The organism is Haloglomus irregulare (assembly GCF_007421925.1).
GTDB classification, from domain to species: domain Archaea; phylum Halobacteriota; class Halobacteria; order Halobacteriales; family Haloarculaceae; genus Haloglomus; species Haloglomus irregulare.
Genome location: NZ_QMDX01000004.1, coordinates 193,829 through 217,079, shown reverse-complemented (window position 1 = coordinate 217,079; position 23,251 = coordinate 193,829). Strand labels below are relative to the sequence as shown.

22 protein-coding genes are annotated in these 23,251 nt (G+C 71.8%); 8 read left to right on the top strand and 14 right to left on the bottom strand.

All coding sequences use genetic code 11. The features are described 5' to 3' along the window. Positions 1–26: 26 nt before the first annotated feature. The 5 genes from DP107_RS08965 to DP107_RS08950 form a co-directional block, all read right to left on the bottom strand. Positions 27–1,403, bottom strand: a complete 1,377-nt coding sequence (locus DP107_RS08965; RefSeq protein ID WP_144261818.1) for an ABC transporter substrate-binding protein — start codon at positions 1,401–1,403, stop codon at positions 27–29. A gap of 102 nt (positions 1,404–1,505) precedes the next feature. Further along, positions 1,506–2,300 (bottom strand): SDR family NAD(P)-dependent oxidoreductase, encoded by a 795-nt coding sequence (locus DP107_RS08960; protein ID WP_144261817.1) that lies wholly within the window; start codon positions 2,298–2,300, stop codon positions 1,506–1,508. Positions 2,301–2,419: 119 nt separating this feature from the next. After that, the gene (locus tag DP107_RS08955) at positions 2,420–3,523 is read right to left on the bottom strand and encodes a mannose-1-phosphate guanylyltransferase (protein WP_144261816.1); all 1,104 of its coding nucleotides are present in this window, start codon (positions 3,521–3,523) and stop codon (positions 2,420–2,422) included. Between the two features lie 73 nt (positions 3,524–3,596). Beyond that, positions 3,597–3,761, bottom strand: a complete 165-nt coding sequence (locus DP107_RS19970; protein ID WP_185977239.1) for a hypothetical protein — start codon at positions 3,759–3,761, stop codon at positions 3,597–3,599. 332 nt (positions 3,762–4,093) lie between these two features. Further along, the gene (locus tag DP107_RS08950) at positions 4,094–5,065 is read right to left on the bottom strand and encodes an aminopeptidase (RefSeq protein WP_144261815.1); all 972 of its coding nucleotides are present in this window, start codon (positions 5,063–5,065) and stop codon (positions 4,094–4,096) included. A gap of 96 nt (positions 5,066–5,161) precedes the next feature. On the opposite strand from DP107_RS08950, the gene map reads away from it, so the two are divergent. Next, positions 5,162–6,052: a type II methionyl aminopeptidase gene (gene map / locus DP107_RS08945; protein ID WP_144261814.1), complete on the top strand. Its 891-nt coding sequence runs from the start codon at positions 5,162–5,164 to the stop codon at positions 6,050–6,052. A 5-nt stretch (positions 6,053–6,057) separates the two neighbouring features. Here the strand turns inward: map and DP107_RS08940 are convergent, their stop codons facing one another. Together DP107_RS08940 and DP107_RS08935 are read right to left on the bottom strand one after the other, a co-directional pair. After that, positions 6,058–7,524 (bottom strand): DUF7289 family protein, encoded by a 1,467-nt coding sequence (locus tag DP107_RS08940; protein ID WP_144261813.1) that lies wholly within the window; start codon positions 7,522–7,524, stop codon positions 6,058–6,060. A gap of 150 nt (positions 7,525–7,674) precedes the next feature. Beyond that, the gene (locus tag DP107_RS08935) at positions 7,675–7,878 is read right to left on the bottom strand and encodes a DUF7835 family putative zinc beta-ribbon protein (protein WP_144261812.1); all 204 of its coding nucleotides are present in this window, start codon (positions 7,876–7,878) and stop codon (positions 7,675–7,677) included. A gap of 302 nt (positions 7,879–8,180) precedes the next feature. On the opposite strand from DP107_RS08935, the gene DP107_RS08930 reads away from it, so the two are divergent. From DP107_RS08930 to DP107_RS08920, 3 genes are read left to right on the top strand one after another with little or no spacing between them, the layout of a single operon-like run. Continuing rightward, positions 8,181–8,729 (top strand): HIT family protein, encoded by a 549-nt coding sequence (locus tag DP107_RS08930; protein ID WP_144261811.1) that lies wholly within the window; start codon positions 8,181–8,183, stop codon positions 8,727–8,729. 49 nt (positions 8,730–8,778) lie between these two features. Further along, a complete protein-coding gene (locus DP107_RS08925; RefSeq protein WP_144261810.1) occupies positions 8,779–9,828 on the top strand; it encodes a cation diffusion facilitator family transporter in 1,050 nt (349 codons plus the stop codon). Positions 9,829–9,867: 39 nt separating this feature from the next. Further along, positions 9,868–10,416, top strand: a complete 549-nt coding sequence (locus DP107_RS08920) for a hypothetical protein (RefSeq protein ID WP_144261809.1) — start codon at positions 9,868–9,870, stop codon at positions 10,414–10,416. Between the two features lie 24 nt (positions 10,417–10,440). Here DP107_RS08920 and DP107_RS08915 read toward each other — a convergent pair whose 3' ends face one another. The 7 genes from DP107_RS08915 to DP107_RS08885 form a co-directional block, all read right to left on the bottom strand. Next, positions 10,441–11,736, bottom strand: a complete 1,296-nt coding sequence (locus DP107_RS08915) for a tRNA (N(6)-L-threonylcarbamoyladenosine(37)-C(2))-methylthiotransferase (RefSeq protein WP_144261808.1) — start codon at positions 11,734–11,736, stop codon at positions 10,441–10,443. Positions 11,737–11,989: 253 nt separating this feature from the next. After that, entirely contained in the window at positions 11,990–12,790 is an 801-nt protein-coding gene (locus DP107_RS08910) for an SDR family oxidoreductase (protein WP_144261807.1), read from the bottom strand. A gap of 129 nt (positions 12,791–12,919) precedes the next feature. After that, positions 12,920–13,393: a Tfx family DNA-binding protein gene (locus DP107_RS08905; protein WP_202877369.1), complete on the bottom strand. Its 474-nt coding sequence runs from the start codon at positions 13,391–13,393 to the stop codon at positions 12,920–12,922. 2 nt (positions 13,394–13,395) lie between these two features. Next, positions 13,396–13,908: a TRAM domain-containing protein gene (locus tag DP107_RS08900; protein ID WP_144261806.1), complete on the bottom strand. Its 513-nt coding sequence runs from the start codon at positions 13,906–13,908 to the stop codon at positions 13,396–13,398. Positions 13,909–14,178: 270 nt separating this feature from the next. After that, the gene (locus DP107_RS08895) at positions 14,179–14,850 is read right to left on the bottom strand and encodes an anthranilate synthase component II (RefSeq protein WP_144261805.1); all 672 of its coding nucleotides are present in this window, start codon (positions 14,848–14,850) and stop codon (positions 14,179–14,181) included. Further along, positions 14,847–16,388 (bottom strand): aminodeoxychorismate synthase, component I, encoded by a 1,542-nt coding sequence (pabB, locus tag DP107_RS08890; RefSeq protein WP_144261804.1) that lies wholly within the window; start codon positions 16,386–16,388, stop codon positions 14,847–14,849. Before pabB ends, DP107_RS08895 begins: the two co-directional genes overlap by 4 nt. Before the next feature lie 243 nt (positions 16,389–16,631). Continuing rightward, positions 16,632–17,390, bottom strand: a complete 759-nt coding sequence (locus tag DP107_RS08885; protein ID WP_144261803.1) for an NRDE family protein — start codon at positions 17,388–17,390, stop codon at positions 16,632–16,634. A 106-nt stretch (positions 17,391–17,496) separates the two neighbouring features. On the opposite strand from DP107_RS08885, the gene DP107_RS08880 reads away from it, so the two are divergent. The 4 genes from DP107_RS08880 to DP107_RS08865 all read left to right on the top strand — a co-directional run bounded on the left by DP107_RS08880 (position 17,497) and on the right by DP107_RS08865 (position 23,190). After that, complete coding sequence (locus tag DP107_RS08880; protein WP_144261802.1) at positions 17,497–19,353, top strand: ATP-binding protein; 1,857 nt, start codon at positions 17,497–17,499, stop codon at positions 19,351–19,353. 66 nt (positions 19,354–19,419) lie between these two features. Then, positions 19,420–20,397: a 1,4-dihydroxy-2-naphthoate polyprenyltransferase gene (locus DP107_RS08875; protein ID WP_144261801.1), complete on the top strand. Its 978-nt coding sequence runs from the start codon at positions 19,420–19,422 to the stop codon at positions 20,395–20,397. Beyond that, the gene (locus DP107_RS08870) at positions 20,394–21,530 is read left to right on the top strand and encodes a mandelate racemase/muconate lactonizing enzyme family protein (protein ID WP_144261800.1); all 1,137 of its coding nucleotides are present in this window, start codon (positions 20,394–20,396) and stop codon (positions 21,528–21,530) included. The genes DP107_RS08875 and DP107_RS08870 overlap by 4 nt, the downstream gene beginning before the upstream one ends. Positions 21,531–21,588: 58 nt before the next feature. After that, the gene (locus DP107_RS08865) at positions 21,589–23,190 is read left to right on the top strand and encodes a class I adenylate-forming enzyme family protein (RefSeq protein ID WP_144261799.1); all 1,602 of its coding nucleotides are present in this window, start codon (positions 21,589–21,591) and stop codon (positions 23,188–23,190) included. Positions 23,191–23,251 lie beyond the last annotated feature (61 nt).

The following is a 23,251-nucleotide window of genomic DNA, read 5'->3' as shown; positions in this document are numbered from 1 at the left end:
CGCGGGCGATACGAGGGAGTGAAGCGTTACTGCACCCAGGGCGGCGACTGGTACTCCGAGGTGGCGAGCGAGTCGGGGAAGATGACCTGCTGCGAGCCGTTCCCCTCCGAATCGGCCTGCCACTGGAAGTAGACGCCCTCCGCGAACTCGGGGCCGTACTTCACGTCGTGCGGGAACTCCTCACCCTGGCCGTAGAACTCCAGCTGCCCGGACGTCCCGGTGTAGGAGAGCCCCTCGAGCTCGGCGACGATGTCGTCGCTGTTCACCGTCCCGGCGCTCTCGACGGCCTCCTTCAGCATGTACATCGCGTCGTAGGCGCTGTACCCACTGTAGACGGGGAACCCGTCGTAGGCCTCGTTGTAGGCCTCGGCGTAGGGTATCGTCTGGCCGGTGACCTCGGAGGTGGGCGTGGCGGTCGTCTGACTGAACGTCGAGATGGCGGCCCCCTCCGTCGCCGCGTAGTACGAGGGGAGCTGCGTCGGGACGTGGATGCCGCCGTAGCCGAACGGGCGCTGCTGCTTTGCCCACTGGACCAGCGACGTGCTGCCGATGTGCGCCAGGCTGGTGAAGGCGCCGTCGACGTTCTCGCTCTCCAGTTGGTCGTAGATGGGGCTGAAGTCCTCGGTCCCCTCCGCGATCCGGCGGACGGAGGTGAGCGTCACGCCCGCCTCGTCCTCCAGTCGGTTGTTGATGGTCGCCGTGACCGGTTCGGTCCACTTGTAGTCCTCGGCGAGGAAGGCGACGCGCTCCCAGCCCATGTCTTCGAACCTGTTCTTCGCGTACTGGATCAGGCTGTCGCCGAGGAACGTGGCGTTGATCGGCCCGACCCGGAACCAGTATTTGAACCGCTCGAAGTCCTCCTTCAGCTGCTGGGGCGCCTCGGGGGTCGCCGCACCGGCGGTCAGGTGGACCGTCTCCTTGTCGGCGATGTTCCCCAGGAGCGCGAGCAGCTGTTCGGAACCGAAGATACCGAGGGTTGCGTCGACGGCCTCGCCGCCGGACGTCATCTCGCTGTAGCGCTGCCGGGCCGTCCCGGGGTCGTCCTTCGTGTCGCCCGTGACGATTTCGACATCCGCACCGCCGATACCATCGTTCGCGTTCATCTCCTCGGCCGCCAGCTCCGCGCTGTTGAGGATGGAGGCGCCGAACGGGGCCTCGGCCGGGCCGAGCGCGCCCACACGGATGACGTCAGGAATGCCGCCACCACTGCCACCATCGCCACCGTCACCGCCGCCACCATCGCCACCGTCGCCACCGTCGCCATCGGACGGGCTCGTACAGCCTGCCAGCCCGGCCGTCAGGCCGGTCGCCCCGAGGCCGGTCGCCTTCAGGAAGCGTCGTCGGTTCGAACTCGCATTACGTGATGTGCCGTCCTGCCTGCCACGGTTTCCATCGTTAGCCATGCCAGCGGCACGTTCTCCCACCGCATATATAAATGTAGGGGGCCGTCACAGACCGGTTATCATAACACGGCCTCGGTATCGCGAAACCGACCGACTCAGTCGTTATCGGGCGGTCCAGCCGCCGTCGACGGCCAGGGTCGCACCCGTCAGGTAGCTGGCCGCGTCCGAGGCCAGGAACACCGTCGGGGCGGCGACCTCCTCGGGGTCGGCGAACCGGTCCAGCGGCGTCCGTTCCCGGATCGACGCCGCCAGCTCCTCGTTTCCGGTGAGGTCCTCGGTCAGATCCGTCGCGACGTAGCCCGGCGCGAGGCAGTTCGCCCGGACCGACGGCGCCCAGTCGAGGGCTAGACTCTTGGTCAGCCCGACGAGACCGTGTTTCGACGCGACGTACGGATGCTGGCGCGGGAGGCCGACGACACCACCGACGCTCGCGACGTTCACCAGCGACCCCTCTGTCGCTTCGAGGTGGTCGGCGGCCGCGTGGGCACACGCGTACGCCCCACGGAGGTTTACATCGTTAACGGTGTCGAAGTCATCGGCGGACACGCGGTCGGGTGTCCCCAGCGCGACTTCGGGATTGATGCCGGCGTTGTTGACGACGACCGACGGGCGTCCGAGTTCGTCGGCGACGGTGTCGAGGCAGTCGACCACGTCCGCCTCGTCGGCGACGTCCGCGGTGGCGACGCAGGTGCCGACATCGTACTCCGATAGTTCGCTGGCTACTCGCTCCACGTCCGCGGCCGTCCGGGAGACCGGGGCTACGGCCGCGCCCGCCGCCGCGAGTCCGTGAGCGATGGCCCGCCCGATACCTCTGGAGCCACCGGTGACGACGGCTACCTCGCCCGACAGGTCGAACGCCCCCGGGAAGTCGAACCGCGGGGCGTCGTCTTCGGTCATGCCTCTCCGGTGTGAACGGACCCACATAAGCGTCCCGTCGTGGTCCGGGATCGGTCATGATATCGGCCCCTGGATGGCTCCCGGCCCCGCCGGAGGGCCGCCGGACCGTCCCCCCGGTCCTATTCGGCCCTCTCCGGGTACGTCCCACGCTCCCGCAGCGCGGCCACGACCTCGCCGACCCGGTCGGCGCGGCGCTCGGGGACGACGAGCGTCCGGTCGTCGTCGGTCGCCACGACGAGCCCCTCGCAGTCGATCAGCGTCACGTGGGCGTCCGGCCCGGCCGCGACGGTGCACCCCTCGCTGTCGATCACCAGCGACCCGCCCTCGTCGGCGACGACGTTGTCGTCGGCGTCCCGGCCCAGCAACGAGTCCAGCGCGTCCCAGGTGCCGAGGTCGTCCCAGTCGAAGGTCGCCGGGACGACGAACACGCCGGGGTCCCCGTCCGCGCCGGCGTGGGGCTCCAACACGGCGTAGTCGATGCTCACGGCCTCGACCGCGTCGTAGCCGGCCTCGGGGACGCCGCGCTCGCAGGCGTCGGCCAGCGGTTCGAGCGGGGAGTCCCGAGCTGCCCGCAGCAGCGCCGCCGGCGTCCATGCGAACGTGCCGGCGTTCCAGAGGTAGCCCGACTGCCGGTATCGTGCGGCCGCGCCGGGGTCGGGTTTCTCGTAGAACCTCCCGACCGGGTGGTAGCCACCGCGGTCCTCGCCGGGCTTCAGGTAGCCGTAGCCGATCGCGGCGGCGTCCGGTTCGATACCCAGCAGCACGAGGCCCTCCGTCGTCTCCGCGACGGCGGCCGCCCGCGTCATCGTCGACGCGAACCCGTCGCCAACACGGTGGTCGCTCGGGAGACAACAGCAGACGCAGTCGCCGACGGCCTCGCGGACCCGGTGGGCCGCATAGACCAGCGCCGGCCCGGTGTCCCGCGCCGCGGGTTCGACGAGGACGGTCGCCTCGTGGCCGGACTCCCGGACCGTCCCGCGTGCGCGCTCGGCCGTGGCGGGCGAGGCAAGCACGAACGTCCGGTCGGCGAAGCCGGTCCGGTCGAGGGTCCGCGCCAACAGCGACCGGCCCGTGCCGAAGTCGAGGAACTGCTTCTCGCGACCCGGTCGACTCGCGGGGTAGAGCCGCGTTCCCGTGCCGCCCGCCATGACGACCGCCACGAGCGGCCGCTCGGGGTCGTCCGGGCCCTCGCTGTCACTCGTCCCGGCGGAGTTGTCACTCATATCGCGGTCCTCGACGGCGGCGGGCAAGAACGTTCGGCGAGCGGCCGGCAGAAGGACCGTCGCCGTCGGTGGCTCAGGTCGACGCGTCCCGGACGACGTGGGCGTCGTAGCGCCGGCTGGAGACGACGGTGCTGCCAACGCCGCTGACCGCCGCGACGACGCGACTGGCGTCCCTTGCTCCCGGGCGCCCGACCTCCGCATCGATGTCGCGGGCGCTGGACCGTGGCTGGCTGGCCACGTTCCGGGCATGGCGCCGTGGTCCGGCGTCTCCAGGCCGAACACGGTGCCCAGGGCGATTTCGTCAACCCTCCGAGCGAGGTATTCGGCGCGGAACTCCGGGTCGGAGTGGGCCTCTATCTCGACCCAGCCCTGCTCCCCGGCGTACAGCGGGTCGGTCGGGACCACGCTGGTCGCACCGACCTCCGCGCCGAGGGGCTCCCGAGCCCCGAGCCCCGCGCCCCGCTCGAGTGCGGCGACCGACAGGTCCGGCCTGTGGAACGCGACCATCACGACCATGTCCGGCGGTCGGACGCTCCCTGCCACCTCCCGGGGACGGACCGAGACCGCCGCTCAGACGCCGTCCGGGAGCTCGACGAGTTCGCCGTCGGCCCGCACCGTCGGGTCCCGGATGATACCGTCGGAGTGGATGGGTGCCTCCGTCTCCCCGCCGATGCCCGAGTCGTCACCGATGGCGATGTGGACGGTCCCGGCGGCCTTCTCGTCGAGAAGGACGCTCCCGACGAGCTCCGTGACGCCGGTGTTCGTCCCGATACCGAGTTCCGCGAGGTTGTAGGCGGCCTCGCCGGCCTCCTCCGCGGCGCGCTCGATCTCCGCGCGGATGGCGTCGTCGCCGACGTGGGTCACCCGCCCGTCCTCGACCTCGAACTCGAGGGCCTCGTCCGCCCCGAGCAGCCCGTGCGGGTGCATCGTCCCGTCGACGACGAACCGGCCGGTGGCGGTCTCGGGCGCGACGAACACCTCGCCCGCGGGGAGGTTGGAGAACGACCCCGGCTCGGCGATGTCGCCGGTGTCGGCCAGCCAGTCGCGGGCGCCCGGGCGGAACGTGATGTCCGTCCCCCGGTCGCTGGTGACCCGGATCTCGTCGGCGTCGGCCACCTTCGCGAGCATCCGGTCGCACTCCTCTGCGATGGCCTCGTAGTCGGCGTTCAGCCCGGTCTCGAACACCTCGCGCGTGATACCGGGGAGCGTCGCCCCCCGCGCACCGGCCTCGCAGGCCGCCGACCGGGCGTTCGTGTGGCTGATGCTCTTGCTCGTCGGCGCGAGGAAGGCGTCGGCACCCGCCATCGCCGCGGCGACGGCGGTCGCGGGCTCCTCACCGTGCTGCGCCCCGACCGGATACCGCACCAGCGACACGTCGTCGGTCACCTCCGAGGCCGCGAGGTAGAGTTCCTCGCCGATGACCTCGCGCTTCGTGTCGGTCACGACGACAACCGATTCGTCCTCGCCGAGGGCCAGGCACTGCCGGACGGCCGTCTCCGCGGCCGCCGCCATCGGACCCTGCTCCGGAGCGGACTCGCTCATACCCGTGTTCGGGGCGGCGAGGTCCATAGTGTCTGCCCTCCGGGCGCCGGTCGCCCCGAGCGCAATCCCTTTGGGCCGTTCCGGCGAATCGCGACCATGAGCACGCTGGAGGACGAGCAGTACGAGAAGCACCGGGAGGCCGGGCGCATCCTCGCACAGGTACGCGACGAAGCAGCCGAACGGGTCGAGGTGGGTGCCAGCCACCTCGAACTCGCCGAGTGGGCGGAGGACCGCATCCGCGAGCTCGGCGGCGACCCCGCCTTCCCCGTCAACATCAGCATCGACGAGGAGGCCGCCCACGCGACACCGTCCCCGGACGACGACGCAACCGTCGGCGAGGAGATGGTCAACCTCGACCTGGGGGTCCACATCGACGGCTGGCTGGCCGACACCGCCGTCACGGTCGACCTCTCGGGCAACGCCGAACTGGCCGAGGCCTCCGAGGAGGCGCTGGCCGCCGCGCTCGACGTCGTCGAGGCGGGCGTCTCGACCGGTGAGGTCGGCGCCGCCGTCGAGGACGTCATCGAGGGGTACGGGTTCAACCCGGTCGTCAACCTCACCGGGCACGGCCTGGGCCACTGGGAGCAACACACCAGCCCCAACATCCCCAACCGCGCGGTATCACAGGGCGCGACGCTGGAGGCGGGTGACGTCGTCGCCATCGAGCCGTTCGCCACTGACGGGAGCGGCAAGGTCAAGGAGGGTAGCGACGAGGAGATCTTCGCGCTCGAACGCGAGGCCTCCGTCCGCAACCGGCAGGCCCGACAGGCGCTCGAACAGGTCGTGGACGAGTTCAAGACCCTCCCCTTCGCCACCCGCTGGCTCGGCACCTCGCGGGCCGAGATGGCGCTCCGACGCCTCGAGCAGCAGGGCGTCGTCCACGGCTACCCCGTCCTGAAGGAGCAGGACGGCTACCTCGTCAGTCAGAAGGAGCACACCGTCATCGTCACCGAGGGCGGCTGTGAGGTGACGACGCGCTCGCGGTAGGCCCCTCAGCTCCCCCCATCGACCGCAACGCGCCGTTCGGTGACGTGCAGATAGGTGATGGCCGTACCGGAGTCGAGTTCGAAGCTGAAACCGGGCGGCTCGTACTGTAGTTTCCCCGACCCGACGGCTTCGGCGGTGTCCACTACGACGCCACCGACGACGTTGCCGTCGCAGCCGTTACCCCCGCTGTTACCGTTACCATTGTCCGTTCCACACGCCCCGCCACCGTTGATTTCGAAGTCCGTCCCCGGCGCGTAGATGTAGCCCGTGAACTGTGGCGTGCCGCTGGCGGCCGTCACCGACCCGGCGTCCGAGTGGACCAGTGCGAGGACGTTGTCCGGGTCGTCGCCGGTATTCACCGCACCGTTGCCGGTGATCTCGAGATCCCCCTTCACGTAGAACCGGACCTGGTCCCCGCCGCTGACGACGTGGTCCGGGTTGCCGGGGCCACCGGTCCCGTCGAAGGAGAGGTCACCATCGACGACGACGTGGACCGGACCGTCGCTGGTGTCATAACTGCTGCTCGTGATGGTCGTGTCCTCGTCGGCGTAGTAGGTCCCGTTCGTGAGCGGTCCGCTCGCGAGTGCGGCGGAGAGGTCGTCACACCCGCCGCTCTCGCAGTCCGCGATCCGGTCGTCGATGCGGTTGTCGGCGGTCGGGTGGTCCGTGCCCGTCGCCGTTGGCCCGTTGTACTCCGCATTGCCGGTGCTCTGGATGGCGTTACTACCGGATTCGGTCGCCGAAACGCCGTAGTCGAAGTCGACCTCGAACGGGACCGTGAGGTTGGCCGTGACCGTGTTCGTGGCCGGCGTGTGCGTCACCGACCCGTCTGTCCGGCTCCGGAAGTAGGCCGCCCAGGCGGCGTGGTACTCGCTCGTCAGTTCGACCTCGATGTAGCCGTCCTCCAGCGGGTTCTCCCTGGTGTTCGTGGGGTAGAACGCGGTCCGGCTCCCCGACCGGATATCGAGGGCCGACGACGGTGACCCCGACCAGTCACCGGTCACTCGGACGATCGGAAAGGTCAGCGTCTCCCCGCGGTAGTGATACTCCGGTGACGAGATCATACGAGTGCCGCTGGAGCCGGTCCGCCAGACGCCGCCGCCCTGGTAGGCGACCCTGGTCTCGCCGAGGTCGTAGACCACCGCGCCGAGCGTCCGGTCGGCGATCACCGTCTCCCCGCTGGCGTTGGTCCGGGTGATCCGCACGTTACCGGCGTCCTCCTCGACCGACACGGTGCCGCCGTCCCCGCCGAGTTCGACCGTCTGGGCGCCGGCGTCACCGAGCGCGACCTGCGACACCTTCGAATCGAACTCGGACATCGCGACGGCAGCCTGGTCGGCCTGGGCGGACGCCTGGAGGTCGGTGAGAGCCGCCCCGCCGAGCGCGACCACGGACACGGTCCCAAAGGCGACGATGACGAGCAGAAGAGCGTAGCCCACGACCGAACCGACGCCTCGATTCCGCGTCTGCACGACCGCAATCAGGTGGGGTGGGAGTAAACCGGTGTCCACCGGCTTCACCGCGTGAAAACACCGGTCGCCTACGGGCCCCGCCGGCCGGTGAGCGGGACGACCGTCGCGCCCGAGTCGCCGCGGCGGTCGGGGGGGCGCTCGATACGGCATCTACGCGTTGTTCATCCGGGTCGTCTCCTCGGTGCCACAGAGCAGGCAGGTCGCGACACGGTATGGCTCGCGCGAGAACTCGGCGTTCTCGCGCTTCTGGCTCTCCGTCCGGATCTCGACCGAGACCCGGTGGGCCGTCTCGCGACCACAGTCCGCGCACGGTTCCTCCATCTCCGCCTCGTCCGTGTCGGCGTTCACTGGCATCACCGGATCCGACGACCGGAGACCTCCTAAGAACCCCCGAAGGTTCGACTCCGTTCTGACCGTTCAGCAGCTCCTCCGACCCTTGAGGCGCGGATACCGCCCGAGCAGCCGCTGGCGCCGCGCTGCCCGTCGACAGCGTCGTGTTCCGACCGTTCAAACCGTTCAACGGCCGCAAGCTTCATCTGATATAGCTATACTGAACATTCAGACTCAGGGCCGGCGACGTCCCGCACGGACCCGGGGCCACGGCGATGGCGGCCCCCGTTCACGGGGACTAAGACCCGCGGTGACCTTGCCGTCGTATGGACCAGATGTTCGCCCCATGGCGGATCGAGTGGGTCGAGCGCGACCCCGAGGCCCAGAACCCCGGAATGGACTGTCCGTTCTGTGACCTCCCCGAGCGGGAGGACGCCCGCGAGGCACGGGTGGTCGCCCGCTCGGAGCACGCGTTCGTCCTGCTGAACAACTACCCGTACAACCCCGGGCACGCGATGGTCATCCCCTTCCAGCACGGCGGCGAGTTCGGCGACCTCTCCGACGACGCGCTGCTCGACCACGCGCGGCTGAAGATCCGGACGCTGGACGCAGTCGATGCCGCCCTCCATCCGGACGGCGCGAACACCGGGGAGAACCTCGGCGGGAGCGTCGCCGGTGGCTCCGTGGACGACCACCTCCACACGCACGTCGTCCCGCGCTGGGACGGCGACACCGGGTTCATGCCCGTCATCTCAGACACGAAGGTCATCGTCGAGGCGCTGGAGGAGACCTACGACCGGCTCCACGAGGCGTTCGCCGACCAGCCCGATGCCGAGGAGACCGGCCCGCGCTCGGCGGTCCGGCTCCGTCCGTAACCGGGTCGCCCCGACAGTCGTTAGTGCCCGGAGCGTCCACTATCGACCGATGGCAGACGCCGGCACGTCGGTGGAGCGGGCCCTCGACGGCGAGGCCGCGGAGCGTGCCCACCGCGGGCGGGTGCTCCGCCGGGTCGGGCTGCTGGTGCTCGGCGTCAACCTCTGCCTCGCGCTCGCGAAGGGTGGCGTCTGGTTCGCGACGGGGAGCCTCGCCGTCGGCAGTGAGGCCGTCAACAGCCTCGCCGACGCCGGCTACTCCGTGGTCGTCCTGGGCGGGCTATACCTCACCACCCGACCGCCGGATTTCGAGCATCCGCACGGCCACGAGCGCATCGAGCCGTTCGTCTCGCTGGTCGTCGCGCTCGGTGTCTTCCTCGCCGCGGGGCTGGTCGCGCGCAACGCCGCCCTCGTACTGCTCTCGGGCTCGGTCCCGGTCGGCGGCGGCGCCCCGGCGGTCGCCGTACTGGCGCTGTCGGCGGTCGCCAAGTTCGGCCTCTACCGCTACGTCCTCGGGGTCGCCGACCGCCGTCACTCGCCGGCGCTTCGCGCGACCGCGCTCGACAACCGGAACGACGTCCTCGCCGCGGTCGCCGCGCTGGCGGGCGTCGTCGGCGCGACCCTCGGCTACCCGTGGCTCGACCCCGCGGCCGCGCTGGCGGTCGCCGTCGCCATCGCCTACACCGGCGTCGAGATCGTCCGGGACAACGTCACCTACCTCGTCGGGCGAGCACCACCGGAGGACCTCCGTGTGGAGATCGTCCGCCGGGCGCTGGACCATCCCGAGGTCGAGGGCGCCCACGACGTCATCGCCCACTACGTCGGCCCGGAGGTGGACGTCTCGCTCCACATCGAGGTGGCCGGCGAACGCACCCTCCGGGAGACCCACGACATCGAGACGAACGTGGTCGACGCCATCAGCGACCTGCCGGAGGTCGACGACGTGTTCGTCCACGTCGACCCGCGGGAGCTGGGCGAGTGGAAGGACGACCCCGACGTCGACCGGTTGGCGGACGACGGACGGCCCGGGGACGCGGACCCCGAGGCCGTGTCGGACGGCGACGAGTCCCCGGGCGAGGCCGGGGACGGCGGGGCTCGCTGATACCAAGACACAACCCGACGGAGACCCTACGTGGTGGTGATGGCGACGAGTTCGGATGCCACCGGGAGCGTCGACGGAGTGGTGGGCGGGAGCCGGGAAGCCGTGGAGACGGCGCTGGTCGGCTTCGACCGCGAGGCGCTGGCCGATCTCGGCGTCGACCCCGACGCGGTCGTGACGGCCGTGTTCACCCCGGCGTTCATCGACGAGAACACCGACTTCCCCGATATGCAGACCTTCCTGGAGGTGGCGGGGGCCGAGGGGTACTGGGCCCTCGAGGGCTGGCTGGACTGGGTGCTCGACTGGCACGTCCTCGGGAACACGCGGTTCTGGTCCTGGGAGTGGCTGGTCCACGCGGCCGTGGCCGTTCGCGCGACCGCGGCGGCCGTCGGCCCGGTCCGCTGCGTCTGTGGCGGCGACGTGACGCCGGTCACGGCCTCGGACATCGAGGAGCCGGGACGCGCCGACGGCCGCTGGGTCGACTACCGCTGCGAGGCCTGCGGCGACCGGAGCCGCGCGACCCACACGCCGGACGGCGCGGCGTCACTGGAGGGACTCGAGGGGCTCGAGGACGCCAGCCGTCCGTCCTGAGCGGCACCGACCACGCCTCCGGGATCAGTCGTCCGCGGGTGTCGGCGCGCCGTCCGCGCGCTCGGCCGCCGAGCGCACGGGCTCGGCGAAGCAGTAGACCGTCTCGGCGCTCGTGACCTCGACATCGAGGAAGTCGCCGGGTTCGACGCCGTGCTCGGTCGCGTCCCGGACGATGACCTGCCGGTAGGCCGAGTCCCGGCATTTCACGGAGTCGCCGGTGCCCTGCTCGACACAGAGCACCCGACGGCGGTCCCCGACCATCGCCGCGTGGGCCTCGCGGACGACCTCGCGCTTCAGTTCACTCATCGCCTTCGAGCGCTCCTTCTTCAGCGTGCCGCCCAGCCCCTTCAGGTCGGCCGCGTCCGTCCCGGGCCGCTTCGAGAACCGCGTGACGTTGACCTTCTCCGGGCGGACCTCGCGGAGCAGTTCCATGGAGGCCTCGTGGTCGGCCTCGGTCTCCGTCGGGAAGCCGACGATGAAGTCCGTCGACAGCGTCCAGTGGTCCAGCCGTTCGTCGAACGTCCCGACGATGTCACGGAACTTCTCGACGCGGTGCTGCCGGCGCATCTCCTCTAAGACCGTGTCGCTGCCTGACTGGACGGGGAGGTGGATGAAGTCGTACAGCTCCTCGTTGCGGGCGAAGACGTCGGCCAGCTCCTCGCGGATGCCGTGGATGCCCCCCGGGTTCGCCATCCCGACCCGCACCCGGAACTCGCCCTCGATATCGCAGATCCGGTCGAGGAGTTCGGGGAGCTTGCGCTCGCCCTCGTCCCAGCCGTAGACCCCCGTGTCCTGGCCCGTCACGCGGAGCTCCTTCGCCCCGGCGTGGACCAGTGCACGCGCCTTCTCGACGTTCGCCTCGACCGGCGGACTGTCGATGCGCCCGGTCGCGAACTTCGTGATGCAGTACGAGCAGTTGCTCATGCAGCCCCGGGCGATGGGGAGGATGCCGACGACGCCGTCCAGTATCGGCTCGGCGTCGGGCGTCGTCGTCGGACACTCCCCGTTCGTCACGGCGGTGGGGACCTCCTCCCAGTGGAGCACCTGCGCGTCCACGCCGGCCTCGCGGAACTCCTCGCCCTGGGCCAGCGCCATGCAGCCCGTGATGATGAGGTCCGCGACCGCCCCTTCGAGCTCCTCGGCCCGCCGGAGCATGTTGCGCTCGGTCTTCTCGACGACCGTGCAGGTGTTCAGGATGGCCACGTCGGCCTCGTCCAGTTCGGTGCGGTGGTGGCCCGCGTCACGGAGCCGCCGCTCGATCTCGCGGCTCTCGCCCCTATTGGAGGTGCAGCCGTACGTCTCGATGTGGTAGCGGGCCATGCTGCGGGTAGCTACCGTTGGGTGTCTGTCAGCAAAAGGGCCACGGGTTCGGGCTCGGCATCTCCCCGTCCTCGGGGGCCGCGCGCTCGGGTCCCCGCGGCTCGCCGGGTGCGGGGGCCCTGGACGCAGTCTCTCGCTCACGCCCGGGGCTCCCCGGGATGGATACGATTAGATTCGCCGCCCATCCCGATAATACGGGCACTTCGGTCGTAATACCGCGTATATACTCGTTACGTTCACCGCAGACGGGTAATCACACACTGCGGGTACTCCCGCCGTCCACGGCCAGCGCGGTCCCGGTCACGTACGAGGACGCCGGGCTCGACAGCCAGGCCACCGCCTCCCCCAGCTCCTCGGGTCGGCCCATCCGCTCCAGCGGGATCCCCTCGCTCCACTCGGCGCGACCCTCGTCGTAGTCCGCGAACGCGCCGCGCTCGACGGACTGCTCGATGAGGTCGCCGATGCGGTCGGTCTCGTGGGCGCCCGGCAGGACGGCGTTCACCCGAATCTCGGGAGCGAACTCGCGGGCCTGGGTCTTCATCAGGCCGATGACCGCCCGCCGGACGCTGTTCGAGAGGACGAGCCCGTCGATGACCTCCTGTACCGACCGCGAGGTGATGTTGACGACCGTGCTGGCCGACCCGTCATCGGCGGCCTCGGCCAGATGCGGGTAGGCCGCCCGCGTGGTCCGGACCGCCGACATCACGAGCAGGTCGTAGGCGCGGTACCAGTCGCCGTCGTCGGTGTCGAGGAACGGGCCCGAGGGCGGGCCGCCGGCGGAGGTGACGACGTGATCGAGGCGGTCGAACTCGTCGACGGTGCGGTCGACGAACCCCTCGACGGCGCCCTTATCAGTGATGTCGGCCTCGACGGCGAGCACGTCGCCGTTCCCGGTCGCGCGGAGCGCTTCGCGGGTGTCGTCGAGATGTGCGGCCGTCCGGCCGCAGACGGCCACGTCGGCACCCGCCGCCGCCAGTTCGAGCGCGCTCGCCCGGCCGAGCCCCGCGCTGCCGGCCGTCACCAGTGCTGCACGTCCGTCCAGGGTCGAGTCCATGGCGGCGGGTCGACCGGGGGGCCGGTAACCCTTCCGACGGCCGCGGTGGACGGAGGCACGACGACACGGCTCGGTCACGCGCCCCGAGGCCGCCCGTTGGCGACCCCCGCCGAGAGCCGGCCCCGCTCGTCAGGACCGGCGAACGGTGACCTCACCCTCGCCGGTGACGGCGACCGTGATGTCGACCCGTACCTGCCGGCCCTGGACCGCGTCGCCCGCGGCCTCGCCGACCAGTCGCATCAGCTCCGGCGCGGTCCGGGTCACCTTCACGTTGGCGTCGTCGCACGCGGAGTAGACCCGGTTGGGGACGTCGTAGAGGTCCGTTCCGGCCTCGATGGGGACGCGGACCGGTGCGTCGAGCGCGTCGGCGAACGCGACCGTCTCGCGGGCCTTGGCGACGTTCTCGCGGGCGCTGGCCTCGATGGATGAGACGTTCGCCCGCGAAGTGCCCAGTTCGTCGGCGATGTCGGTCTGTGCAGCGCCGCGTTCCCGGTAGACGAGTACCTCCGCCTGTCGGCGTGTCAACACGCTGGAGCCGGCGTCGAAGCCGACCTCGTCCAGAAGGGCGTCGACGTCGGGGAGGGCGCTGTCGTCGTCGGGCACCGTCAGTCGTCCTTGCCCCAGAAGTTGTCCCGGCTGCCGAGCCGCTCGCGCTCGGCCCGACGGCCGCTCGACCCCTCGTCGGCCCCCGCTTCGACCTCCTCGGGCTCCTCCTCCTCGGGGTCGGGCCCGGTCCCGTCGGCATCGTCGCCCTCCGCGTCGGCATCGTCGCCCTCCTCGTCCTCCATCGGCAGGCGTTCGACCTCCTCGGCCCACGCGAGGCTGGACCGGACGGTATCGATACGGACCCTGGCGCGGGCCTCCGGGAGCACGCCGTCGACCATGACGATGAAGCCGTCCTCGGTACGGCCGACCCCGGCCCCGCTCTCGTGGATGTCCTCGATGGTCACGACGATCTCCTCGCCGGGCTTGACGGGCTGGGACTTCAGGTCGCGGATCGGCTTGTTGTAGTGCTGGCACCACTCGGCGCCGCCCCGGTCGCCGTAGTGCTGACAGCCCATCCCCTCGATGCGCTCGGAGAAGCTGGGGCAGTCGTCCGCGAGTGGGCAGTCCGGCATGGGGACGGCTTTGCAGCGACGGGTTAAAACGCTCCCGGGTGGGCCGACGAGTGGGTCGGTGAGCCACGCCACGGCGTCGCGCGGCCCGGTTCGCCCCCGGAGTGGCCCCGGGGGTGTGGGTGGCGCGAACGGGTCGCTCCACTCGAGCCGAGTTCCTGGCCGGGTTCGCGACGAACGGCCTGCGTATCCGGGCTACACCATCATATATCGCTCGGACCGGCGCTATCCGGACGATCCGGCAGTGGCGTGGTGTCCCCGCCGACGCCCGACCTACAGCGACGCACAGAACGACGCCACCATCGCCTCGCCGGCCCCGGTCAGGATGGACTCGGGATGGAACTGGACCCCCTCGTGTGGGCGGTCCCGGTGGCGGACGCCCATCACGACCCGGCGCTCACCGCCGGACGGAGCGCCCGGCGAACCCCCGCTCGCGTCGCTCGCGGGGACGTCGTCCGTCCACGCAGTCACCACCAGCGACTCGGGCAGGTCCCCCCGTTCGACCGCCAGCGAGTGGTAGCGGCCGACGTCGAACCGGTCCGGTAGCCCCCCGAACACGCCGTCGCCGTCGTGGCGCACGGTCGATGGTTTGCCGTGGACCACCTCGGGGGCGTGGCCGACGGCCGCGCCGTGAGCGGCACAGAGCGCCTGATGGCCGAGGCAGACCCCGAGCGTCGGGTAGCGGAGGTCGCGGAACACCGGAATCGAGACGCCGGCCTCGGCCGGGGTCCCGGGCCCGGGCGAGACGACGATGCCGTCCGGGTCCAGGGACTCGATGTCGACGACGTCGATGGCGTCGTTCCGGCGGACGACCACCGCCGCGTGCGTGCCGACGTACTGGACGAGGTTGTAGGCGAAGGAGTCGTAGTTGTCCACGACGAGGACGGTCGGCCGGTCCGCGTCCGGCCCGGACGCCGCGTCCTCGGGGCCGTCGGCGGCGCTCAATCCGCCGACACCTCCTCGACGGCCAGGTCGGCGCCGGCCAGCGCCTCGTCGACCGCGGTCACCAGCGCCCGCGCCTTGGCGAGCGTCTCGTCGTACTCGGCGTCCGGGTCCGAGTCGTGGACGATGCCGGCCCCGACCCGGAGCGCGTACCGCTCGCCCGTGCGGACCAGCGTCCGGATGACGATGTTGCACGTCGCCCGCCCGTCGAAGCCGAAGACGCCGATGCTCCCCGTGTAGGGACCGCGGCGGGTCCGCTCGACCTCGTCGATGAGTTCCATCGTCCGCGGTTTGGGCGCGCCAGTGATGGTCCCTCCCGGGAACGTCGCGGCCAGCGCGTCGGCGACATCGTACCCCTCGCGGAGCCGCCCCTCGACGAGCGAGACGAGATGCATCACCTCCGCGTAGCGGTCCACGCGGCGGTATTCGCGGACGTCGACACTCCCGTACTCGCTCACCTTCCCCAGGTCGTTCCGTTCGAGGTCGACGAGCATGGCGTGTTCGGCACGCTCCTTCTCGTCGCTCGTGAGGGCCCGCTCCAGCGATTCGTCCTCGGCGGCCGTCGCCCCCCGCGGTCGCGTGCCGGCGATGGGTTCGGTGAGCAGGCGGTCACCCCCGTCGCGGGGGTCGACATCGAGCAGCAGTTCGGGCGACGCGCTCACGAGGTCGACGCCGGGGTACTCCAGCAGCGCGGAGTACGGCGCCGGGTTCACCCGGCGGAGCGCCTCGTACGCCCCGACAGGGTGGACGGCCGCGGGCGCGACGAGCCGCTGGGAGACGTTCGCCTGGAAGGTGTCGCCGTCCCGGACGTGGCGCTTGATGCGGCGGACCCGCTCGCGGAACGCCGCGCGGCCGCAGTCGCTCTCGAACGTGGCGCGGGTCGCCCGTGCGGGCGGTGCCCCGACAGCCGGGTCGCCGCCCGTCGCGCGCTCGGCGAGGGCAAGCGCCCGCTCCCGGCCGTGTTCGTACGCCGCTGCCGCGTCGGCGTGCTCGTCCAGCCGCGGGCAGGCGGTCACGCGGAGGGTTGTCCGGTCGTCGCGGGGCTCCTCCCAGGCGACCACGCGGTCGAAGACGCCCAGCTGGAGCCGCGGGAGGTCGCGGTCGTCCGTCGTCGTGTCCGGCAGGTCCTCCAGTTCCCGTGCCACGTCGTACGAGAGCCAGCCGACGGCCCCGCAGGGGTACGGCACGTCGCAGTCGCCGCGGACGAGCGTCTCCCCGTCGAGCGCCGTCCGGAGGGCGTCGAGGCTCGGCGACTTCGGCGGGTCGAACGGCCCCGACAGGTCGCCGTCACCCGTGTCCGTGCGCGAGACGGCCTCCGGGCCGACCTGCACGCGCAGCACCGGGTCGACGGCGAAGTATCCCCAGCCGTCCTGCCCGCCGGTCGTCTCCAGGAAGACTCCGCCCGGGCCGTCGCGAGCGCGCCGGTACGCCTCGAACGGGTCCGCCACCTCGACGCGGACCTCGACCGGCACCCTGGCCGTCGCGGGCGCATCGCTGGCGACCCGCTCGAACGCCGCCCGGCCCGTCACCACGGTCGTCATCAGGAGAGTATGGGCGGTCGGCGGCTAACGGTCTTGCGGTCGCTGCGGGGAACCTGGGCGTTCGGCCACTCGCCGGCGCTGCCGGGCGCGGGGAGTCGGCAGCGAGCAACGGGACACGGGACCGGTCGAGCGTGTGCCGGAGTGGGACCTCGACGGCGACCCCGACCGGAGAACGGTGGAACCCCTCAAGGACAGCTGAGCAGGGTGAGCGGGGTTCGATCGGCCGGTGGCGTCGTTACCGGCTCAGTCGGCGTCCGTCAGCGGACCATCGAAGCCCGCCACGGGTTCGAACGCCGTCTCGCAGGGCTTGCCGTCCGCGTACTCCATGACCGCGCCCTCGGGACCGATACGGAGGAGCGAGGCCGACTGGGTCCCGAAGCCGTCGCCGTGGATGCAGCGGCCGTACTCGTGGTCGCCGAGCAGGTCGCCCGCCCGCTCGCTCCACTCCACGGCGGTCTCGCCGGGTTCCGGGCGCAGCGCCGTCCGGACCCGGCCCGTGTTCTCGGCCTGCTCGGCGGCCACGTCGCGCCGCCGCTCGGGGACGAAGTAGTTCCCGTCCCAGCCGACGTTGACGACGGCGTGGATGCCCGGGCGGAACGTCCGGACCTGCATCCGGCCGTCCCAGGCCAGCAGCAGCGCCGCGGCGTCGTCGGCGAGGACGAGATGGAACGGCTCGTACGCGGTCCGCTCGACCTCGCGCTCGACGAACCGGGCGGCGGCCTCGGCGCGCTCGTGGCCCAGCGCGTCCTGGACGAGGCGCCCCCGGGAGCGCTCGCCCGGGTCGCCCTCGGTCCAGCGGTTGGTGATGCCGACGAAGAGGCCGGCCTCGTTGTATCCCATCCAGGTGCCGCCGGCGCGCTCGTCGCGCGGCGCCACGTACCGGGGGGACCCGTCGCGGACCGCCGGCCCGCTCGTCGGCCGCTCGTCGGCCTCGTCACGGTTGGCAGCGACCGCGACCGGCGCGTCCTCGAAGACCTGCCAGGCGAGGATGAGGGTGCACACGCCCACGGGTACGGCATGACCGTGTATAAACCCGTGTGACGACGGCGCCGGACCACTTCCACCGTGCGGCGAAGCGACTTACGCGGGCGTCGTGGACGATGCCCGCATGACCGATTCGGACTCGGACCTCGGCGACTTCGCGGATTTCACGCCCGACGGAGAGACGGGGGCGGACGACGCCGGGGTCGATGACGGCGCCAGGACCGGGAGCGACACGACCGCGGGCGACGGCGGCGGTGTCGGGACCACGGACGGGAAGGCGGACCGGTTCGACGATCTCGAGGCGACCGCCGCCGGGTCCGACACGGGTCTGGGGACGCTGTCGGCGTCGGAGGGGCTCGTCGTCAGCGAGGACGAGCGCGACACCCGGGTGAAGGCCTACGTCACGGTCGACAACCGCTCGCGGGTGCGCATCGGCAAGTACCTCGTCGCGCCGTACCCCGACGGGGAGCGACTGTTCGCCCGCATCACCGCGCTGGAGTACGCACAGGAGTTCCGCTCGGACGACGCGACGGAGATTCACGCCCGCCGCGCGATGCGGGGTGACGCGGCCGACGAGCGCGACTACAAGTTCATGGCCACGCTGGAGCCGCTCTCGGTGCTGTATCGGGAGGGCGGTGACCTCCGGCGGCGGATGGCCGACCGCGTCCCGCGCCCGGAGAGCGTGGTCCGCGAGGCGACCGACGAGACGGAGATCAAGACCGGTCTGAAGATCCCCGAGGACGGCGTCTTCCTCGGCCACCTCGCCGTCGGGGGGGAGACGGTCCGGACGGGCGCGACCCCGCCTACGGTGGACTACCGGCTGTCGGACTCCTACGACTCGGGCGACCCGCTCGTCTTCCGGCACGCCCTGGTCGCCGGGGGGACCGGCTCCGGGAAGACCCACGCCACCAAGAACGTGCTCCGGCAGTATCTCGGGCGGACGTACGAGATGGACGACGGCCGCACCCCCGGCGTGGCGGTCGTCCAGTTCGACCCGCAGGACGAGTACGCACAGATGCACGACGACAACCCCGCCATCACGGACGAGGATGCCCGCCGCTACGACCGCGAGGGGCTCGAACACGGCGGTTATGACGACACGAAGGCGTTCGTCCCACAGGTCGGGTCGGCCGGCTACTCCGGCGGCCACCACCGCGCCGAGCAGGTCCCGTTCACTGTGCCCTTCTCCATGGTGCGGGACCGCCCGTGGCTCGTCGCCTCGGCCGGTCTCAACGACAACCAGTACCCCGCGCTCCAGCGGCTCTTGGAGCGGTTCTTCCGGCAGCACGGCGACGACGGAACCTACGAGGGGTTCATGACCTTCCTCGACGACCCGGCGCTGCGCGAGGAGCTCCACGAGTCCGGGCAGGTCCACGAGGCAACCTTCGACGCCGTCCGGCGCCGAGCGTACGGCTTCGGGAGCGTGTTCGACGGGGACGCCCAGCCCATCACGGGGCTGGTCTCCGACTTCGTCCGCCCCGGCGGGCTGTCGACGGTTCCTACCTACCATATCAACTCCTCGCGGGAGGCGACGACCGTCGTCCTCGCGGTGGCGTCACTACTGGTCGACCAGAAGCTGTCGAACGACCCGACCTACGACCGCATCAAGGAGACACCCCTCGTCGTCGGGATGGACGAGGCGCACAACTTCCTCGCCGACGCCGACAGCGTCCAGGCCCGGAAGGTGGTCTCGAAGTTCTCCGAGGCCGCAAAGCAGGGCCGCAAGGAGCGGCTCGGCCTCTTCCTCATCACCCAGGACCCGCAGGACATCGCGGACCCCATCTTCAAGCAGGTGAACACCCGGCTCGTCCTCAACCTCGGCGACGAGGACGCCGTCTCCGCGGTGAACCTCCCGGCCGCGCTGGAGGGGAAGGTCCCCTACTTCGAGAAGGGGCAGATGGCGGTCTACTCGCCCGACAACTCCGAACCGGTCGAGCTCATCGGGCTCTCGAACTGCCTCACGAAGCACGGCCGGGACTGAGCGGCGCGCGGCGTCGACGGCGCGACCCCGGTACATCCTTCAACCCGTCGACCCCAACTGACGGTAATGAGTACGGAGGTCGAGTCGGAGGGCGGCGACCCCGACCCTGCGGAGGTCTCGAAGCGGCGAGCGTGGGTGATGGCCGCCCGCCCGCAGACGCTCCCGGCGGGCGCCGCGCCCGTCATCGTCGGGACGGGGCTCGCGCTCCGACTGGGCGAGTTCGCGGCGCTCCCAGCGCTGGGGGCACTGGTCGGGGCACTCCTACTGCAGGTGGGGACCAACTTCGCGAACGACTACTACGACGCCGTGAAGGGGGCCGACACCGAGGCGCGCCAGGGCTTCACCCGCGTCACGGCCGGCGGGCTCATCCCCGCCGCCCAGGTCAGGCGCGCGATGTACGCCACGTTCGGGCTGGCGGTCCTCTCGGGCACGTACCTCGTCTCCGTCGGCGGGCCGGTCATCGTCCTGGTCGGGCTCTCCTCGGTCGCCGCGGGGGTCCTCTACACCGGCGGGCCGTACCCGTACGGCTACCGTGGGCTCGGTGAGCTGTTCGTGTTCTGCTACTTCGGCCTCGTCGCCGTGGCGGGCACGTACTACGTCCAGGCCGTTGCGAGCGTCCGCGGGGTCCCGCCGTTCGACGCGCCGCTGATGGTGGTCCCGACCGCCGCACTCGTCGCGGCCCTCCCCGCCGCGGGGCTCTCCTCGGCCATCCTCGTGGTCAACAACATCCGCGACCGCGAGACGGACGCCGCGGCGGGCAAGCGGACCCTCGCGGTCATGCTGGGCTACCGGTTCTCGCGGGTCGAGTTCCTCGCGCTCGTCGGCATGGCGTACGTCGTTCCGGTGGTGTTCGCCGCGACCGGCTGGGGGCCGTGGGCCCTGCTCCCGCTGGCGACGCTCCCCGTCGCCGCCGGACTCGTCCGGACGGTGCTCACGCGGACCGATGGGGCCGCGCTCAATCCGGCGCTGGAGCTGACGGGGAAGCTGCTGGCGGCCCACTCCGTCCTGTTCGCCGTCGGACTGGTGCTGCCGCGGGTCCTATGAGGGTCGAGCCGTTCGCACTGTCGCTGGCCGAGCCGCTGGGGACCGCACGCGGCCGGATGACCGAACGAGCGGGGTTCGTCGTCGCGCTCGACCTCGACGGCGTGGTCGGGGTCGGCGAGGCCGCGCCGCTACCGGACTGGACGGAGTCGCTGAACGCCTGCGAGGCCGCCCTCACTGCGGTCGCGGCCGGCATCGACGAGGGGCGCGAACCCGGGACGTACCTCTCCCGGGAGGACGGCGACGAGTCCGACGGGGACGCGCTCCATGGCGCGCCCGCGGCCCGGCATGCGGTCGCGACGGCCGTGCTCGACGCCGGAGCGAGGCGTGCCGGGGAGCCACTCCACGAACGCCTGACCCGTGAGTACGGGACCCGTTCGGCCGCCGCCGTCGAGACGGTGCCGGTCAACGCGACCGTGGGCGACGGGGTGCCCGCCGAGACGGCCGAAGCAGCCGCCGAAGCCGTCGAAACCGGCTTCGGAACGGTGAAGCTGAAGATCGGTGCCCGCGACGCCGAGTCCGACAGCGAGCGGGTGGCCGCCGTCCGGGACCGCTGTCCGTCCGCCGACCTCCGAGCGGACGCCAACGGCGCGTGGGACGGGGACACCGCCCGGCGGGCGCTCGCCGCGTTCGCGGACGACCGCGTCGCGTACGTCGAGCAGCCGTTGCCCGTCGACACGACGACGGACGGCGAGGGACAGCGGCACGACCTGACCGCACACGCCTCGCTTCGGGGCGGGGCGGTCGGCATCGCGCCGGACGAGTCGCTGGCTGCCGGGGGCGAGGGACTGGCACCGGTGCACGCCGCGCTGGACGCCGGTGCGGCCGACGCGGTCGTCCTCAAGCCGATGGCGCTCGGAGGGCCCGACCGCGCGGTGGCGGCTGCGACCGCGGCCCGGCAGGCGGGCGTGACGCCGGTGGTCACCACCACCATCGACGGGGCGCTGGCGCGCGCGACGGCGGTCCACGTCGCCGCCGCGATACCGGACGTTCCGGCCTGCGGGCTGGCCACTGGCGGCCGAATGGCGGAGGACCTGCTGCCTACGGACCCGGCGCCGGTCGCCTCCGGTGCAGTCCGGGTCCCGGACGGCCCGGGCATCGCCGGGGGAACCCGGTGGCACGACCCCACGAGCTGAACCCCCGGGCAGCGCGGGAGCGAAAACGGCAATACCCCCTCGGCGCAAGAGCCTCCTCGTGCGGGACTGGCTGGCACACCGGGCGTCGGCGACACCGGAGGCGACAGCGGTCCGTGTCGCCGGCGAGCCGGCCCGGAGCTACCGGGCACTGGACGAGCGGGTCGAGGAGCTCGCGGGCCGGCTCTCGGCATTCGGCGTCGGCGTCGGCACCCACCTCGGCGTCTGCCTGCCGACGCGGCCGACGTTCGTCGAACTGGTCCACGCGGCGATGCGACTGGGGGCGGTCCTGGTGCCGCTCAACGCCCGGTCCACGGCGCGGGAACTGGTCGACCGGGCCGCAGCCGCGGACTGTGCGCTGCTCTGCTGTGGGTCCGCGACCGAGGACACGGCGCTGACGGCGGCGCGACTGGCCGAGGCCGAGGGGAACGACCTGCCCGTGGCGACCGTGGACGAGCCCCGCGAGGGCGCCAGGCCGGTCCGGGAGACGGCCCCCGATACGTTCGACGTGCCGGAATGGGCTCCCACCCGGCGGCTCTGTCTCCTCTTCACCTCGGGGACGACGGGCGAGCCGAAGGCAGTCGACCTCCGGATGGGGAACGTCCTGACCAGCGCGGCCGGGTCGGCGTTCCGCCTGGGGCTCCTCCCGGAGGACCGCTGGTTCGACCCGCTGTCGATGGCCCATATGGGCGGCCTGGCGCCGGTCTATCGGTCGGTCTGCTACGGGACGGCCGTGGCGCTCCCCGGCCCCGACGCCGGCGGTGAGGCCGACGAGGGAGCGGGCTATGCGGTCGGCGGATTCGACCCCGGGGCGACGCTGGCGGCGATGCAGGCCACCGGGGCCACCTGCGTCTCCCTGGTACCGGCCATGCTGTCGGGGCTCCTCGACGCCGGCGCCCTGCCGGACTCGCTCCGGTTCGTGCTGCTCGGCGGCGCGCCCGCCACGGACGACCTGCTGGAGCGGTGTTTCGAGCGGGACGTGCCGGTCGCACCGACCTACGGGATGACGGAGACGGCCTCGCAGATCGCCACGGCACGACCCGCGGAGGCCCGCGACCACGTCGGGACCGTCGGGAACCCGCTGTTCACGACCACGGTGACCGTGGTGAGCGAGGGCCGCACCGTCGACCCGGGCGAGCGCGGTGAACTCGTCGTCAGCGGCCCCGTCGTGACGCCGGGCTACTACCGGGATGAGGACGCCACCGAGCGCGCGTTCGGCCCCCACGGCTTCCACACCGGTGACCTCGGATATCGTGACGAGGCCGGCCGCGTGTGGGTGCTCGACCGGCTGGACGACCGGCTCAACCCGGGCGGCGAGACCGTCGACCCGAGCGAGGTGGTCGACGCGCTCCGGGCGTTCCCCGGTGTCGCCGACGCCGCCGTCGTCGGTCTTCCCGACGAGTCGCTGGGCGAGCGGGTCGCCGCGCTGGTCGTCCCGGACGGCACGCTCGACCCGAGCGCATTGGAACGGCACTGTCGGGAACGACTGGCCGGGTTCAAACTCCCCCGCTCCGTCGGCCTCGCCGACGAACTCCCGCGCACGGGGTCGGGGACGGTCGACCGCGAGGCCGTCCGTGAGCGGCTACGGGGTCCGGGCGCGGACCGGGTCGTGTCGTTCGGGGAGCGCGAGGAGTCCGCCGAGAGCGACGCGTCGACCGATTGAGCGGGGGGCCGGGGTGTTCCGGTCGCGCCCTCGGGCACGTTCCTTTTGTACCCGCACTGGC

What these genes read in the sequence shown, in the direction of transcription:
- DP107_RS08965 (WP_144261818.1), bottom strand. Translation starts at nt 1,403, where the DNA reads ATGGCTAACGATGGAAACCGTGGCAGGCAGGACGGCACATCACGTAAT.
- DP107_RS08960 (WP_144261817.1), bottom strand. Translation starts at nt 2,300, where the DNA reads ATGACCGAAGACGACGCCCCGCGGTTCGACTTCCCGGGGGCGTTCGAC.
- DP107_RS08955 (WP_144261816.1), bottom strand. Translation starts at nt 3,523, where the DNA reads ATGAGTGACAACTCCGCCGGGACGAGTGACAGCGAGGGCCCGGACGAC.
- DP107_RS08950 (WP_144261815.1), bottom strand. Translation starts at nt 5,065, where the DNA reads ATGAGCGAGTCCGCTCCGGAGCAGGGTCCGATGGCGGCGGCCGCGGAG.
- map (WP_144261814.1), top strand. Translation starts at nt 5,162, where the DNA reads ATGAGCACGCTGGAGGACGAGCAGTACGAGAAGCACCGGGAGGCCGGG.
- DP107_RS08935 (WP_144261812.1), bottom strand. Translation starts at nt 7,878, where the DNA reads ATGCCAGTGAACGCCGACACGGACGAGGCGGAGATGGAGGAACCGTGC.
- DP107_RS08930 (WP_144261811.1), top strand. Translation starts at nt 8,181, where the DNA reads ATGGACCAGATGTTCGCCCCATGGCGGATCGAGTGGGTCGAGCGCGAC.
- DP107_RS08925 (WP_144261810.1), top strand. Translation starts at nt 8,779, where the DNA reads ATGGCAGACGCCGGCACGTCGGTGGAGCGGGCCCTCGACGGCGAGGCC.
- DP107_RS08920 (WP_144261809.1), top strand. Translation starts at nt 9,868, where the DNA reads ATGGCGACGAGTTCGGATGCCACCGGGAGCGTCGACGGAGTGGTGGGC.
- DP107_RS08915 (WP_144261808.1), bottom strand. Translation starts at nt 11,736, where the DNA reads ATGGCCCGCTACCACATCGAGACGTACGGCTGCACCTCCAATAGGGGC.
- DP107_RS08910 (WP_144261807.1), bottom strand. Translation starts at nt 12,790, where the DNA reads ATGGACTCGACCCTGGACGGACGTGCAGCACTGGTGACGGCCGGCAGC.
- DP107_RS08900 (WP_144261806.1), bottom strand. Translation starts at nt 13,908, where the DNA reads ATGCCGGACTGCCCACTCGCGGACGACTGCCCCAGCTTCTCCGAGCGC.
- pabB (WP_144261804.1), bottom strand. Translation starts at nt 16,388, where the DNA reads ATGACGACCGTGGTGACGGGCCGGGCGGCGTTCGAGCGGGTCGCCAGC.
- DP107_RS08880 (WP_144261802.1), top strand. Translation starts at nt 17,497, where the DNA reads ATGACCGATTCGGACTCGGACCTCGGCGACTTCGCGGATTTCACGCCC.
- DP107_RS08875 (WP_144261801.1), top strand. Translation starts at nt 19,420, where the DNA reads ATGAGTACGGAGGTCGAGTCGGAGGGCGGCGACCCCGACCCTGCGGAG.
- DP107_RS08870 (WP_144261800.1), top strand. Translation starts at nt 20,394, where the DNA reads ATGAGGGTCGAGCCGTTCGCACTGTCGCTGGCCGAGCCGCTGGGGACC.